Below are 13,449 nucleotides of genomic sequence, written 5' to 3'. Positions count from 1 at the left end.
TTTGCCGCGTGGTCGGCTACGGTTCGGCGTCGAGGGTTCCCTGTAAGACAGCCACGCATTTTCACCCTGAAGATAGCGAGGATCTGTGACGAACCGCGCTCATTTCACCCGATGCATAGTGGTATCCATGATGGTGGCCGCGGCCGTGGTCTGCGGCTCCGCGCCCGCCACGGCTCAGCCGTCGGATGACGCGCCTGGGGCAACGCCTGCCCCGGTCTGGACCCCGTGCCCCGGCCAGCCGGGTTTCGAATGCGCCACTGTGCCGGCACCATTGGACTACCAGCATCCCGCCGTGCGCACGATCGAGTTGGCGGTCATCCGGCACCGGGCAACCGACCCCGCACATCGGATCGGCAGCCTGCTGTTCAACCCAGGCGGGCCGGCGGGAGCAGGCACCACAAGCCTCCCAATCGCATATCCGCTCTTCCCACTCCGGGTCCAGGAACGGTTCGACATCGTCAGCTGGGATCCGCGTGGGGCCGGCGAATCGACCTCCGTCCAGTGCTTCGCCGATAAGGCGGAGTACGACGCCTGGTTCGCGCAGTTGCCCGTAGGGTTTCCGGTCGGTCTCGAGCAGGAGCGGCGGTGGATCGACCAATACGCCGACCTCGGGCGGCGTTGCGAACGGCGTGACCCGGCCTTGTTGCGATTCGTCTCCACCACCGACTCGGCGTACGACATGGATCTGCTGCGCAGAGTCCTCGGCGAGAAGCAACTGACCTTCCTCGGGGTCTCCTACGGAACGCTGCTCGGCGCCACCTACGCCAACCTCTTCCCCGACCGGGTCCGGGCGATAGTGTCGGACGGCAATATCGATCCGTCTGCGTGGTACGACCAGAAGCCGTTGCCGACCTTCCTGCGGCAGACTTCCGACCTGGGAACGGCCAAGACGCTGGAACAGTTCTTGAACCTGTGCAGCCAAGCGGGCTCGATCCGCTGCCCGTTCTCGGCCGGCAGCGCGGTGGCAACCAAAGCGAAGTACGACACACTGCTGCACCGCCTGCTCATCCACCCGCAGGACGGGTTCACCTACGCCGCCACCGCCAACGCCGTGCGCGCTAATCTCTATACCGTCCATGCCACCGCCGGTTCCCCAGCGAACTGGACGGCGCTGGCCAAGCTGCTGCAGCAGCTGTGGCTGGGCGAGACGCCGCAGATGCCCGAGCCGGGCGAGAATCGCCTGGCGGACTGGTTTTCGACAGCGCTGAGCGACTCCTCCCGGGAAGGCTCGGCCCAACAGCAAAAGTACACGGGCATCGACCAGCTCTTGGCGATCGTATGCGGTGAGAGTCCCAACCCGCGCGATCCGGGCAGCTACGGCGCCCTGGGGAAGTTCAGTACCGCTCGCGCCGGGACGGTCGGGCCCTTCTGGGTGTGGGCGACCGAGGGGTGCTCCACCTGGCCGGCCACCGCCGTCCATCGCTACACCGGCCCGTGGGGCCGGTCCGCGACACCGATCCTCACCATTAACGCCATCTACGATCCCGCCACCCCGTACGACAGTGCCCTGGCCGCGACCGCCCAACTGCACAACGCCAGGCTGCTTACCGTCGCTGGATACGGGCACACCACGCTGTTCAACCCGAGTAGTTGCGCGAAAGCCTACGAGAGCGACTACTTCATCCGTGGCACGCTGCCCCCACCCGGCACGGTCTGCCAGCAGGACGTCCCACCGTTCACCGGCACCATCTCGAGCACATCCACCCCGACAGGCTGACGCCACCGATCGAGGACTTGTGGCCCTGTCCGGCCTTCTCCGATCCCGGCACGATCGTGGTCGTGGTCGAACCGCGACAACTCGGCCAGCCCGGTGACCACCGGATCAGAGATGCTGAGCGGTGAGTACACCTCTCTTCTTTCCCTATCGAACAGTGCCGGCACAGTGCAGGTAACTGGCGAACACGCCACGCGTCTGTGCAGATGCTTCAGCGAGATCGGGTCTGCGGATGTTTCGTCAATGTTTCTAACTTGTTGCCATAAAGTTGCCGCGGATCGGTGGGGTTCGGTGAGAATTGCTTCGGCACGCGCGTTCGGCCAGCAACAACCTTCAGCGTCAATCCACACATCCATCAATGGAAGGGGTTCGACCATGGCGGTACAGGAGAGCAGCAGCGCGACGCAGAGCCGGGAGATCCGGGAGATCGATGTGCAGGCGGAAGTGGAGATGCTTCGGCTACGAATGGACGAGGCCCGGCAAGAGACGCAGAACGCCCGCCAGTACGCGATGCAGGCAGCGGGTCTCGCGCGTCAGGCGCAGGCGCAGGCGCGGCAGGTGCAGCATCAGGCCCAGCACGCCCAGCAGGACGCCAACCAGGCCAACCAGCAGGCCCAGCAGGCCCGCCAGCAGGCGATCCTGGCCACCAACCAGGCCCAGCAAGCCCAGACCGAAGCCGACCGGGCCCAAAGCCAGGCTCAGCAGGCCCAGGGTGAGGCCAATCAGTCCCAGCAGCGGGCCGGCAGCGCCCAGGAGCAGGCCGACCAGGCCACCCAGCTGGCGCAGCAGGCCGAGGACCAGGCCAGCCGGGCACAGGACCGGGCCGGTCAGTGGGAGATGCAACTCCACCAGATCCGCCAGCAGGCCCGGCTCCAACAGGGCCGCTGACCCGGCGAGGATGACGCAGTGATCGCAGTGCTGGCGACCGGCCGTACCCGACACCTGGTGCGGCCGGTTCGCCAGGCCCGCAGCATGGGATATCCGCGGTGAGCGGCCCGGTTCCGCCGCCCCCGGACGAACCCCCCGCGGACGAACCCGACGTCGATGTCGATGTCATCGTGCCGGAGGTAGTCGGTGCCGGGGTGTATGCCAACGGGTTCACCTGCTGGTACAACCGCACGGACTTCACTCTCGATTTCCTGGTCTATCTCCCCAGCGGACCCGGCGGGGTGAGCGAGACCGGGCAACCGGCGGTGCGGCAGCCGGTGCAGGTCACCTCCCGGGTGAAGTTCCCGCCCGCGCTGATCTTCCGGCTCATGCAGACACTCAACGACAGCATGAACAACTACGAACGACAATTCGGCCCCATCATCCACCTCGGTGAATAACCCCGCCCGGAGAGAAGAACATGCAAACCCCGAAATCAGGCCCCATCACCCTTATCGCCTGCCCACGCGACCGCCTCATCATCTCCGATCCGGCCGTGCGGTACCGGCCCGAGCAGATCCCCGGCCGCCATTACCTCGTCACCCCCGTCTCGCCGAGCGAACAACCCGAACCCACCGAATAGCCCGAGCCGACCAGACACCGGTACCGTCGTCCGCCCCGACGGTGTGCTTGCGGCTACGCCCTGCCTGACATCTTGGCGGGTTCGGCGGCCAGGGTTGCCAGCAACCGCAGGGCGTCGGCGCCGGGGGAGCCGGGCTCCACATGGTGGGCGACCAGGGCCTGGTCGGGATCGTCCGGGAGCCGGAAGGTTTCGTAGCCGAGCTCCAGCCGGCCCACGATCGGGTGGCGGTAGATATGGCGGCCGTGGGTCTTGTCTTTGAGTTCGTGCCGCTGCCACAGTTCCGCGAATTCTGGGCTCTTGGCGTTCATTTCGCCGATCAGAGCGGTTATGCGGGCATCGCCGGGATTGCGGGCCGCGTCCAGGCGCAGGTAGGCCACGGTGTCGGCGGCCTTGTCGTCCCAGTCTTCGTAGAGATCCTTCGCGCCCTCGTCCAGGAAGACCAGGTGCAGGAGGTCGCGTTGCTCGGGCGGCAGCGCACCGAAATCGGTGATCAGGGCCGCCGCCAGGCGATTCCATGCCAGCACGCTGACTCCACGACCCACGATGTAGGCGGGCACGTCGTGGGCGGTGTCCAGCAGTCGCCGCAAGCCCGGGCGCACCTGTTGCGTGGCGGGCGGCTCGTCGCCCGACCACGGGCGCGCTAGGCGGTAGAGGTGGTCGCGTTCCACCTGATTCAGCCGCAGCGCCCGCGCCACCGCGTCCAGCACGGATTCCGAGAACTGCAGGCTGCGCCCCTGCTCCAGGCGCACATAGTGATCCACGCTGACGCCCGCCAGCAGGGCCAGCTCCTCGCGGCGCAGGCCCGGAACCCGCCGCCGCGCGCCATGATCCACGAGGCCCACCTCCTCGGGGCTGAGCCGGGCGCGGCGGGAGCGCAGGAATTCACCGAGTTCGGCGCGACGGTCCAGGGCCATGCCATCGGTAACCCCGAGACCGCCGGATTCCATCCTGGTCATCGGGTGCCCAGGCAGACGCCGCACTGTTTACCGCGCTTGCGGGAGACGAAAGTAGTGCTCAGCGCCGCAACGGACGGCGAACAGACACGAGGAGCACACACGATGACCTCCCTTCCCACCCGTCAGCTCGGCACGACCGGTATGCACATCAGCCGGATCGGATTCGGTGCGTGGGCCGTCGGCGGCTCGGGCTGGCGCTACGCCTGGGGCGGCCAGGACGACGCCGAGTCGATCGCCACCATCCGGCGCGCGGTCGAGGCCGGCGTGAACTGGATCGACACCGCGGCCGTCTACGGACTCGGCCACTCCGAGGAAGTGGTCGCCAAGGCGACCGCCGGGCTGCCCGAGGCCGAGCGGCCCTACATCTTCACCAAGGCCGGACTGGTCTGGGACGAGAGCGACCGCAGCGCCGCGCCCAGACGGATCATGGCCGCGGCCAGCGTCCGTCGCGAAATCGAGGATTCACTGCGGCGACTGAACGTCGAGCGCATCGACCTCTATCAGGTGCACTGGCCGGACACCGGCGCCTCCCTGGAGTTCTCGGACCCCGATGGTGTGGAGGCCACGACGGTCACCCCGCTCGAGGAGTACTGGCAGACCATGGCCGAACTCGTGACCGAAGGCAAGGTCCGCGCCATCGGCCTGTCCAATCACGATGTGCCGCAACTCGAGATCGCCGAGTCCATCGCTCACGTGGACGCGATTCAGCCGCAGTTCTCGCTCATCAAGCGCGGCTCGGCCGACGAATTGGCTTGGGCGGCAGCGCATCACACCGGCGGCATTGTCTACCAGCCGCAGCACTCCGGCCTGCTGACAGGCACCTTCTCGGCCGAGCGGGTCGCGAACCTGCCGAATGACGACTGGCGCAAGGGCTTCCCGGAGTTCACCACCGAACTCGACCGCAACCTCGCGCTGGTGGACGCGCTGCGCCCGATCGCCGCGGCCCACGACACCACCGTCGGGTCTGTGGCCATCGCCTGGACCCTGACCCGGCCCGGCGTCACCGGTGCGATCGTCGGCGCGCGCCGCCCCGACCAGATCGACGGCTGGATCGACGCGGCCGCACTGGAGCTGACCGCCGCCGACCTGGACGCCATCGCCACCGCGCTGCGCGCCACGGGCGCGGGCGAGGGCCCGATCCTGCGTTGAGCGCCGCCGGATCCGAATATCGAACAGCCACTGTCGAGGAGAACACCATGACCCTGCACGTCGTCGCTGAATTGCGCGCCTCCGCCGGCCAGGAGGACCGCCTGCGCACCGCACTGGAAGCCATGATCGAGCCATCCCTGGCCGAACCCGGCTGCCTCACCTACCAGCCCTTCGCCAACCCGAACGACCCGGCCCACGCGGTCGTGGTGGAACAGTGGCACGACGCCGACGCTCTGGAAAAGCACTTCACAACCGAGCACTTCCAGCACGTCGCCGGAGTCCTGAAGGGAATCCTGGCCGAGCCCATGATCATCAACCGCCTCGTCGCCGAATAGCCGGGCTACAAGACATCGTCATCGAGGGGGATGAACCAGAATCGAGGGGGATGAAACCGAACAAGAATCCCGCACTCGTGAGCACGGTGTCGGGGCATGCGGTGCGAATCGCGCTGGACACGGCGGTCCGGTCCGGGATCGACGAGGCCGAGGCCACCCGGATCGGCAACTTCGATCGGAACCTGCTGGCCGATGACCGGATCCGGATCCCGTCGCAGAGCCAGTATCAGCTGTGGGTACTGATGGAGCACGTCATCGGCAACGAGGCGGGTGTCCGGGCCGCCGATACGGCCGACTACGGGCGACTGCACGTCTGGGACTACCTGTTCAGCAGTGCCCCGACGCTGGTGGAGGGTTTTCGCGATGCGGCCCGGTTCAGTGACGTCATCTGCGATCCGGCCGCCCGGCTGCAGGTCACCGAGCACGGGTCCGGGCTCACCGTCGGGTATTGCGGCACGACCTACGGCGAGACCCGCAGCATCATCAACGAATTCGGGGTCACCGTGGCGGTCCGGCGCGCCCGCGATGCCTTCGGCGCAGCGGCAGTGCCGGTTCGGGTCGACTTCGCGCACCCGGCGCCCCGCCGGCACCGATATCTCGAAGACGCCCTGGGCACCGAAGCGATCCACTTCGATCAGCCGGCCGACCTCATCCACTACCGGCTCACCGGCTCCCACACCGCACCCCGGGCGCATGATCCCTGCCTGCGCCGGATTCTCCACACCGCCGCCCAGCAGGCCATCGACGACGCCCGGCCCGTCCCGGGCTGGATCGATTCCTTCCGCGCGGCGCTGCGCACCGAGATGACCCAGCGAACCGGGCCGACGGACAGCTCACCGAAACGCGGTCCACGGATCGGCGCCGTCGCCGGGCGACTGGCGGTCGCCGACCGCACCCTGCAACGACGCCTGTCCGCGGCGGGTACGTCCTGGGGCGAGGAATTAGCGGCAGCGCGTTGTGAACAGGCCAGTCACCTACTACGCCATACCACCCTTACCGTGCAGGCCATCGCCCTGCGGGTCGGCTACAGCGACGCTCGTGCCCTTGGTCGCGCCTTCAACAGCTGGACCGGCCTGTCCCCGGATGCCTACCGTCACGCCGACCGCCGGGGGCACGCGCGACGGTAGGCCGACCGGCATTCTCAGCGCGACCGGCGGCCGGCCGCGGGCCACAGGAAGAACCCGACCAGTCCGCCCCACAGCGTGAGGGTGTCGAACGCGATGCGTTCGGATATCCCCGCACCGAGACCGAAATGGCCTCTCGCGAACAGGAACACCCCGCCGATCACCGAGATGGCAACGGACGACACGGTACCGATGGCCAGGCCGCGCCGCCTGCGCGCTACCTCCGGGACGACCAGGGCCATACCCGCCAACTGCAGAATCCACTGCACCAATGCAATGGTGTCGTGCGTCTGCGGCCGAATGTCCCAGGGCGCCAACCCGATCCCCGCGATACCTAGTCCGGCGACGGCCAGAAGCGCGCACCCGGCGCGAAACCCGCGCCCACTCCACATGCGCGCCCAGCCCAGCGCACCCGCGACCGTCACCAGCCCGGTGAGCACGAACATCACGTTCTGCACCACGTGGTCGGGCGAGCACACCCACCGCGAGATCCCGTCACGATCGGTGTATTCCCCGCAGCGCGTGATACCGAGATCGCTGATGTAGTTGTCCGACATGCGGTATCCCGCCGGCCACCCATGAGCGACCGCGATCGAGACGGGGAAGTACACCAGCGTGAACAGCCAGCAGGCCGCGGTCACTCGTGGCAGCCAGGTGTCGGTGGACCGCACCCGATCGGTCGCTGTGGGCGCCATCAGAACATCGCGCCGTTGGCGCGGATCGTCTGCCCGGACACCCACCCCGCCGCGTCACTGACCAGCCAAGCGACCACCGGCGCGATGTCGGTGGGCAGTCCGAGACGCCCGTGCGGATTGTGCAGTGCCGCCGCCGCAATGGATTCGGGCGTCTCCGCGCCACGGAAGAAGTCGTCGTCGACCGGGCCCGGAGCGACGGCATTGACCGTGATCCCGCGCCCGCCCAGTTCGTTGGCCGCCGCGACCACCATGCGCTCGACGGCCGCCTTCGAACCGGAATACAGGCCGTAGGTGCCGGTCATGATCGAGGTCAGCGTGGTGGACAAGACCACATAGCGGCCGTTGTCGGCGAGGTGGCGGGCCGCGGCCCGCAGCGTGTTGAACGCGGTCCGCGTATTGCGCACGATCAGCTGATCGAAATCGTCGTCGGTGGTGTCCGCGATCGGCTTCTTGATGACCCGCCCCGGCACGTGCACCACGATATCCAGCTTGCCGTGCCGTGCAACGACGCCCGCGAACAGCGCGTCGACTTCGGCCGCCGAGGTCGCGTCGGAGCGTATCGCCTCGGCCGTCGTGCCGAAGGCCTCGAGCGCCCCCAACGTGTCCTTGGCTGCCTGTTCGTCACCCTGGTAGGTGACGATCGTGACCGCACCGCGCGCGGCGATATCCCTGGCGAACTCCGAGCCCTGATTGCGCGTGCCGCCGATGATCAGCGCCACTCTGCCTTCCAGGTCCCGAACAACTTTCGACATCGGTCGACTCCACTTCTCTCTTCGGTTCCGAGCCACTGCCATCCTGTCGGCGCTCGACGGCCGATCCCAGGACCGATCACGCCGACAAGGAACCGATGACGCCATCTGTAGACCGATTCGTTCGTCCTCCCCGCGACCGGCCGGGGGAACGACGAATTCGACCGGGCCGGTCGCTCACTGGCGTGTACGCCCCGAGCGGTCCTCGGGAGCGGCGGCTGTGAGACCCTACGGGCGGAGCAGGAGTTTGCCGCGGAGGCCACCCTTCATGAGGCGGGAGTGGGCCTCGGGCGCGGCGGCCAGCGGAAGGGTGTCGGCGATTCGTGCGTGCAAGGCGCCCGCGGAGACGAGGTCGACGAGTTCGGCCAGGTCGGCGCGGATGGGCGAGTAGACGACGACCTCGGGGGTGATACCGCGGGCGGGGGTGAACTGCCCGCCTGGGATCCAGAAGTCCGGGACGATGGTGGCATAGCGGCCGTTGTCGCGGACTGTCGCGAAGGCCGCACCGGCGGACGGTCCGCCGACCGCGTCGAAGGCCGCGTCCACGGTGTCGATGCCACGGTCATGCAGCTGGTCGACGAGAGGGCGGTGGCGGTCCAGCGGGTCGACGCTCAGGGAGCGCAGGTAGTCGTGGTCATCGGTGGAGGCCGTGCCGAGCACGATGCTGCCCGCGCGGTGGGCCAGCTGAGCCAGGAAGCAGCCCACGGCTCCGCTGACACCATTGATGAGCAGGACCTGATCTCTGTTGAGCCCCAACCGTCGGAGTGCTTGTAGCGCAACGGTTCCTGCCAGCGGCAGGCAGGCGCGGGCTTCGACGGTCAATCCCGGCGCGGGGACTACCCGGTCAGCCGGTAGCACGACACGCTCTGCGTAGGAACCGATCTGGCTGTGCGCGTGTGCCGTGGTGGCGGTGACCGGATCTCCCACCGCCAGGCCGATGACCTCGCGACCGACCGACTCCACCACGCCCGCAACGTCGTAGCCCGGCACCAGCGGGAAACGTGGCGGTTCCGCCCACGGATAACGGCCGTCGCGCATACCCAGATCGGCCGGATTGACGCCGGCGGCCTCGATCCGCAGCAGCACCTCCCCCGGCCCCGGATCATGCAGCGGAAGTTCCTGCAGGCGAAGCACTTCCGGTCCGCCGAAGGATTCGATGACAATAGCTTTGGTGGTTTCCATGCGATCGAAACTACGAACTCACGGTCGCCCGGGCATTGATCTGAATCAATGCCCGCAGACCGGACTGATGCTCGCCCGAGGATCTCAGGTGGGCATGCCGGCGCGGCGCCGCCGATCGCGGATGCGACTCAAGGCCTCCGGCGTGATACCCAGGTAAGAGGCGGTCTCCCGACCCGAGAGCCGGTTCGCCAGATGCTCATGCTCATGCAGGAATTCGTCGTACCGCGCCTCGGCATTGCCGACCAGAAAACGACGGTGCGCGCTGTCCTCCTCCAGGAAATGCCGTTCGGTGAGCCGCCGCATGACAATCCCCCACCCCGCGTGCCCCATGGTCAGCTCGTCGAAACGCGCCCGGTCGGTCACCAGCATCCGGGTCGGCGCGAGGGCCTGGATGAAGAGATCCGACAGCTGTTTACGCAGGCTCGCCCCGAACGGACAGACCAATTGCCCGGACTCGCGAAAGCTCTTGGTACGGTCCACCCCGTCAGCGGTCAGGTAATAGGCGCGCAACAGCCCATCGACCACGAACCCGACCTTGTCGGCGGGCTCTCCCGCGTTGGCGAAATGCGCGCCCCGCTCCAACCCCACCGGCCGGAAAATGGCCCGCGCCCGCACGAACTGTTCGTCGGGAAGAGAAGCGACCGCGCGCATGGCCGTGACGAAGGCCTGGAATGCCGAATCCATCTCAGGCACAACCCTGTGCACACACCGCAGATTCCACACTCGATCCGGCATGACCGCTCCGAGTCGAACGGAGGGCACGGTCAAGCGGTGACGTGCTCCTCCACGGTGAATGACCGTGTGCGAGAACGGTCGAGGAATGTGCACTCGTCCTCGGCGACCCCCGACCCCGGTGCATACATGAGCGCCACCCACGACTCATAGGCCGCGCGATCTGGAAAGCTCAGCTCGGTGATGATGTCGACATCTCCGGCTGCATCGTCGGAGACGACGTAGTTGCGTCGATAGCCCATCGGTACCGGGGCCAGACTGGTCACAAGGGGAACGTGCTGGTGTTCGTAATGCTCGATCAACTGGTCCGTACTCAACCCGGGCTTTTTCACCAGCAGGGCGATGATCTTGAACATAGTGCTGCTCTCCTCACTCAAACGCTCAGCTGGAGGTGCTCGGCGAAGAACTCGGTGAGTCGCTCCACAGCCGGACCGACATACTGTTCCCTGTCGTAGAGGTCGACGTGGCTCGCGCCCTCGATCCAGTGAATCTCCTTGGGTCCCACCGCCTTCTGGAAGGCTTCGAGACCCATCCACGCCGTGACGGCGCGGGTGCCCAGGATCATGAGCAGGGGTCGCTGCCCGATCAACGGCACTGCGGCGAAGGCATCGAACATCGCGAGCCTGTCGATGCTGGTCCAGTCGAATGCCTTGGCGGAGCGGGGGTGCTGACCGCGCGGAGTGCAGTAGTACTCGAATCCTTCGGCGCCGTACTCGCCGCCGAGTTCGGCAGCCTGCTCGATTGTCTCGGGGAACAGAGGCAGCGTGTCCGGCTTACCTCCGTCGGCCGCAACCGTGCGTGCAGACGCCGCCGCATCGAGCATGCCCTGGAAGACCGCGGGATCCTGCGCGCCGTCCGCGCCGAAGCGGAACAGGCGAGCCACATCTACACCGCTGACGGTCGCCGCCGCCTGCACGCGGTGGTCGCCACCGGTGGCCGAGAGCACATAGCCGCCGGATGCGCAGATTCCGAGCGCACCAATGTGTTCGGCATCGACCTCGGACCGGGTAACCAGATAGGACACCGCAGCTTTGATATCTTCGACTCGGTGGGCCGGATCTTCCAGGCCGCGGGGTTCACCGCCGCTCTCGCCCTGGTGGGCGGCATCGAAAGTCAGTGCCACGAAACCCTTTTCAGCAAGGTTGGATGCGTACAGTCCGGCGGTCTGTTCCTTGACGCCGCTGGCGGGGTGACTGACAACGATCGCTGGACGCGGTCCGCCCACGGACTGCCGCGGTGTGTAGAGGTGGCCAGCGAGCGTAATGCCGGCGCTGTCGAAGGTGACATTGATCTTGGGCATGGATTCTCCGTTTCATGTGGGGGTCGCGCATAGACCGCGCTTCGTGTCCGGCGAGCGCCGGGAACTGCGCACAGTGCGCGGAGTTACCCGCACCGTCGTCACGGAATAAACTTCGCAGATGCGGGCAGGCGCCCGAATCTGTCGGTTGACGTTGAGTTGACGTAATCCCGCTTGGAATCGAGTACCGCAGAGGTCGCCTTCGATTACTACTGCACTCCGCGCGGTCGGCGTCCCGCTCCGTGACGGCGTTCGACTGGACCGGCATCCCTTCAGCGTCGGATTACGTCGGTTGGAGCGTCAGGTGACTGATGTGCCACTGCGGGTGCGCTGGCGACAGTGAGAGGGAGTTCCAATCGAGGAGAGATCTTGAAACGACGACTTCTGACGCTCGCGACGGTCGGCATCACGGTGGCAGGCGCCGCTGCCGTCTACGCACTGGTGGACGCATCGCACGATTCCACCGCCACCCGGGCGGGCACGAACGCCTTCCACTGCTCCACATTTCAGATCCCGGCACCGGTGGGCGCCATCGTGGACTCGCTGACAACGGCCGACGTCTCCGCCGGAACGTTCCAGGTCCCCGGTAGCCCGCCGCTGGGCGGCTACCCGGTGCCCGAGGTCCCCGCGCATTGCGAGGTGACGGTCACGTTGACCCACCCCGGCGCGAACGACCATGCCAAGGTTCAGGTCTGGCTGCCGGAGTCCGGGTGGAACGGCCGATTCCAGGCGGTCGGTGGCGCCGCCTATGCCGCCGGGAACATCGGCGGCGTGGCCACGGCGGTCAAGCAGGGCTACGCGGCCGCGACCACGGATGCCGGTGTGGACACCAGCGGCCTGGACACCGGTTGGGGGCTGGATCCGAGCGGCAAGGTCAATGCCGCACTGCTGGAGAACTTTTCGTCCCGGTCGGTGCATGAACTGGCGATCGTGGGCAAGCAGGTCGTCAAGGACGTCTACGGCAATGCCGCGTCCTACGCCTACTGGAACGGCTGCTCGACCGGGGGACGGCAGGGTTATATGGAGGCCCAGAAGTACCCGGCCGACTTCAACGGCATCAATGCCGACGCCCCGGCCATCAACTGGAATCAGTTCGAGGTCGCCACGCTGTGGCCGCAGGTGGTCATGAACGAGGCGCACACCTACCCGACCGCGTGTGAGTTCAGCGCTTTCAACCAGGCGGCGGTCAAGGAATGTGACGCCGCGGACGGCCTTGCCGACGGTCTGATCAGCGACCCGGCCAAGTGCGCCTTCGATCCGCGCCGCCTGATCGGCACCAAGGTGCAGTGCGACGGCAAGGAATACACGATCAGTGAGTCCGACGCCGAGGTGGTCCGCAAGATCTGGGACGGTCCGCGGGACCCGAACGGCAAGCAGCTGTGGTTCGGCCTGCCGACCGGCGCCGACTTCACCGCGCTGACGGCCGCCACCAGCGGCCCGGACGGCGTCACCACGGGCGTGCCGTTCATCGTCCCCGCCCAGTGGGTCGCCACGTTCGTGGAGAAGCAGCCGAAGTTCGACACCGCGCACCTGACCTACGCTCAGTTCGACCAGATCTTCCAGCAGGCACGCGCCGAGTACGACCCGATAATCGGCACCGCCGATCCGGATCTGTCGGCGTTCCGTGCGGCGGGCGGCAAGCTGATCACCTGGCAGGGCGACGCCGACCAGCTGATTCCCACCGCGGGCACCGTCGACTACCGCCACCGCGTGGAGGCGCAGATGGGCGGCTCCGCCAAGGTCGACGACTTTTACCGCGTCTTCCTGGCCCCGGGCGTCGCGCACTGCGCCCTTACCGGTGACACCATCAACGACCTGACCGCCCTGACCGCGTGGGTCGAGCACGGCCGGGCACCGGAGGTCCTGCGTGCCACGCTGCCTACGCCCACCGGCCGGACCGCCTCGCGCGACCTCTGCCGCTTCCCGCTGGTCTCGCACTACAGCGGCGACGGTGACCCGACATCACCGGCCAGCTTCCGTTGCGTCGCACCCTGATTCCGATCATC

15 protein-coding genes are annotated in these 13,449 nt (G+C 67.3%); 8 read left to right on the top strand and 7 right to left on the bottom strand.

The genetic code is table 11. From position 1 onward, the window contains the following. Positions 1–259 precede the first annotated feature (259 nt). The 4 genes from KO481_RS36715 to KO481_RS36700 all read left to right on the top strand — a co-directional run bounded on the left by KO481_RS36715 (position 260) and on the right by KO481_RS36700 (position 3,224). Positions 260–1,717, top strand: a complete 1,458-nt coding sequence (locus KO481_RS36715) for an alpha/beta fold hydrolase (protein WP_215923143.1) — start codon at positions 260–262, stop codon at positions 1,715–1,717. Between the two features lie 447 nt (positions 1,718–2,164). Next, positions 2,165–2,602 (top strand): hypothetical protein, encoded by a 438-nt coding sequence (locus KO481_RS36710; RefSeq protein WP_215923142.1) that lies wholly within the window; start codon positions 2,165–2,167, stop codon positions 2,600–2,602. 98 nt (positions 2,603–2,700) lie between these two features. Beyond that, positions 2,701–3,042, top strand: a complete 342-nt coding sequence (locus tag KO481_RS36705; protein WP_215923141.1) for a DUF3467 domain-containing protein — start codon at positions 2,701–2,703, stop codon at positions 3,040–3,042. Positions 3,043–3,062: 20 nt separating this feature from the next. Beyond that, positions 3,063–3,224, top strand: a complete 162-nt coding sequence (locus KO481_RS36700) for a hypothetical protein (protein ID WP_215923140.1) — start codon at positions 3,063–3,065, stop codon at positions 3,222–3,224. Between the two features lie 53 nt (positions 3,225–3,277). Here KO481_RS36700 and KO481_RS36695 read toward each other — a convergent pair whose 3' ends face one another. Then, positions 3,278–4,180 carry a helix-turn-helix transcriptional regulator gene (locus KO481_RS36695; protein ID WP_245402051.1) on the bottom strand — a complete coding sequence of 301 codons (903 nt, stop codon included), beginning with the start codon at positions 4,178–4,180 and terminating at the stop codon, positions 3,278–3,280. A 102-nt stretch (positions 4,181–4,282) separates the two neighbouring features. Between KO481_RS36695 and KO481_RS36690 the strand changes: the two genes are divergently transcribed. Genes KO481_RS36690 through KO481_RS36680 form a run of 3 tightly spaced genes read left to right on the top strand, consistent with a single transcriptional unit; the run spans position 4,283 to position 6,791 of the window. Continuing rightward, positions 4,283–5,329, top strand: coding sequence for an aldo/keto reductase (locus tag KO481_RS36690; protein WP_215923139.1), 1,047 nt, complete (start codon positions 4,283–4,285; stop codon positions 5,327–5,329). Positions 5,330–5,376: 47 nt separating this feature from the next. Then, positions 5,377–5,664: a putative quinol monooxygenase gene (locus tag KO481_RS36685; RefSeq protein ID WP_215923138.1), complete on the top strand. Its 288-nt coding sequence runs from the start codon at positions 5,377–5,379 to the stop codon at positions 5,662–5,664. Between the two features lie 50 nt (positions 5,665–5,714). Then, positions 5,715–6,791: an AraC family transcriptional regulator gene (locus KO481_RS36680; protein WP_215923137.1), complete on the top strand. Its 1,077-nt coding sequence runs from the start codon at positions 5,715–5,717 to the stop codon at positions 6,789–6,791. 14 nt (positions 6,792–6,805) lie between these two features. Here the strand turns inward: KO481_RS36680 and KO481_RS36675 are convergent, their stop codons facing one another. The 6 genes from KO481_RS36675 to KO481_RS36650 all read right to left on the bottom strand — a co-directional run bounded on the left by KO481_RS36675 (position 6,806) and on the right by KO481_RS36650 (position 11,446). Further along, entirely contained in the window at positions 6,806–7,483 is a 678-nt protein-coding gene (locus KO481_RS36675; RefSeq protein ID WP_215923136.1) for a DUF998 domain-containing protein, read from the bottom strand. Continuing rightward, the gene (locus KO481_RS36670) at positions 7,483–8,235 is read right to left on the bottom strand and encodes an SDR family oxidoreductase (protein WP_215923135.1); all 753 of its coding nucleotides are present in this window, start codon (positions 8,233–8,235) and stop codon (positions 7,483–7,485) included. Before KO481_RS36670 ends, KO481_RS36675 begins: the two co-directional genes overlap by 1 nt. A gap of 225 nt (positions 8,236–8,460) precedes the next feature. After that, positions 8,461–9,414, bottom strand: a complete 954-nt coding sequence (locus KO481_RS36665) for an NADP-dependent oxidoreductase (RefSeq protein WP_215923134.1) — start codon at positions 9,412–9,414, stop codon at positions 8,461–8,463. Between the two features lie 84 nt (positions 9,415–9,498). Then, positions 9,499–10,098, bottom strand: a complete 600-nt coding sequence (locus tag KO481_RS36660) for a Crp/Fnr family transcriptional regulator (RefSeq protein WP_215923133.1) — start codon at positions 10,096–10,098, stop codon at positions 9,499–9,501. An 80-nt stretch (positions 10,099–10,178) separates the two neighbouring features. Then, the gene (locus tag KO481_RS36655) at positions 10,179–10,502 is read right to left on the bottom strand and encodes an EthD domain-containing protein (protein ID WP_215923132.1); all 324 of its coding nucleotides are present in this window, start codon (positions 10,500–10,502) and stop codon (positions 10,179–10,181) included. 17 nt (positions 10,503–10,519) lie between these two features. Further along, on the bottom strand, positions 10,520–11,446 hold the full coding sequence (locus KO481_RS36650) for an alpha/beta hydrolase (RefSeq protein WP_215923131.1): 927 nt from the start codon (positions 11,444–11,446) through the stop codon (positions 10,520–10,522). A 366-nt stretch (positions 11,447–11,812) separates the two neighbouring features. On the opposite strand from KO481_RS36650, the gene KO481_RS36645 reads away from it, so the two are divergent. Then, the gene (locus KO481_RS36645) at positions 11,813–13,438 is read left to right on the top strand and encodes a tannase/feruloyl esterase family alpha/beta hydrolase (protein WP_215923130.1); all 1,626 of its coding nucleotides are present in this window, start codon (positions 11,813–11,815) and stop codon (positions 13,436–13,438) included. The last annotated feature ends 11 nt before the right edge of the window (positions 13,439–13,449 follow it).

Origin of the sequence: Nocardia albiluteola (assembly GCF_018860155.1) — a bacterium.
GTDB classification, from domain to species: Bacteria; Actinomycetota; Actinomycetes; order Mycobacteriales; family Mycobacteriaceae; genus Nocardia; species Nocardia albiluteola.
The sequence above is the reverse complement of the archived record's forward strand: the minus strand, read 5'-3'. Positions and strand labels throughout refer to the sequence as shown.

Bases quoted from the DNA above. Each gene is read 5' to 3' on its own strand.
- KO481_RS36710 (WP_215923142.1), top strand. From the start codon at position 2,165: ATGCTTCGGCTACGAATGGACGAGGCCCGGCAAGAGACGCAGAACGCC.
- KO481_RS36700 (WP_215923140.1), top strand. From the start codon at position 3,063: ATGCAAACCCCGAAATCAGGCCCCATCACCCTTATCGCCTGCCCACGC.
- KO481_RS36695 (WP_245402051.1), bottom strand. From the start codon at position 4,180: ATGACCAGGATGGAATCCGGCGGTCTCGGGGTTACCGATGGCATGGCC.
- KO481_RS36690 (WP_215923139.1), top strand. From the start codon at position 4,283: ATGACCTCCCTTCCCACCCGTCAGCTCGGCACGACCGGTATGCACATC.
- KO481_RS36685 (WP_215923138.1), top strand. From the start codon at position 5,377: ATGACCCTGCACGTCGTCGCTGAATTGCGCGCCTCCGCCGGCCAGGAG.
- KO481_RS36680 (WP_215923137.1), top strand. From the start codon at position 5,715: ATGAAACCGAACAAGAATCCCGCACTCGTGAGCACGGTGTCGGGGCAT.
- KO481_RS36675 (WP_215923136.1), bottom strand. From the start codon at position 7,483: ATGGCGCCCACAGCGACCGATCGGGTGCGGTCCACCGACACCTGGCTG.
- KO481_RS36670 (WP_215923135.1), bottom strand. From the start codon at position 8,235: ATGTCGAAAGTTGTTCGGGACCTGGAAGGCAGAGTGGCGCTGATCATC.
- KO481_RS36665 (WP_215923134.1), bottom strand. From the start codon at position 9,414: ATGGAAACCACCAAAGCTATTGTCATCGAATCCTTCGGCGGACCGGAA.
- KO481_RS36660 (WP_215923133.1), bottom strand. From the start codon at position 10,098: ATGGATTCGGCATTCCAGGCCTTCGTCACGGCCATGCGCGCGGTCGCT.
- KO481_RS36655 (WP_215923132.1), bottom strand. From the start codon at position 10,502: ATGTTCAAGATCATCGCCCTGCTGGTGAAAAAGCCCGGGTTGAGTACG.
- KO481_RS36650 (WP_215923131.1), bottom strand. From the start codon at position 11,446: ATGCCCAAGATCAATGTCACCTTCGACAGCGCCGGCATTACGCTCGCT.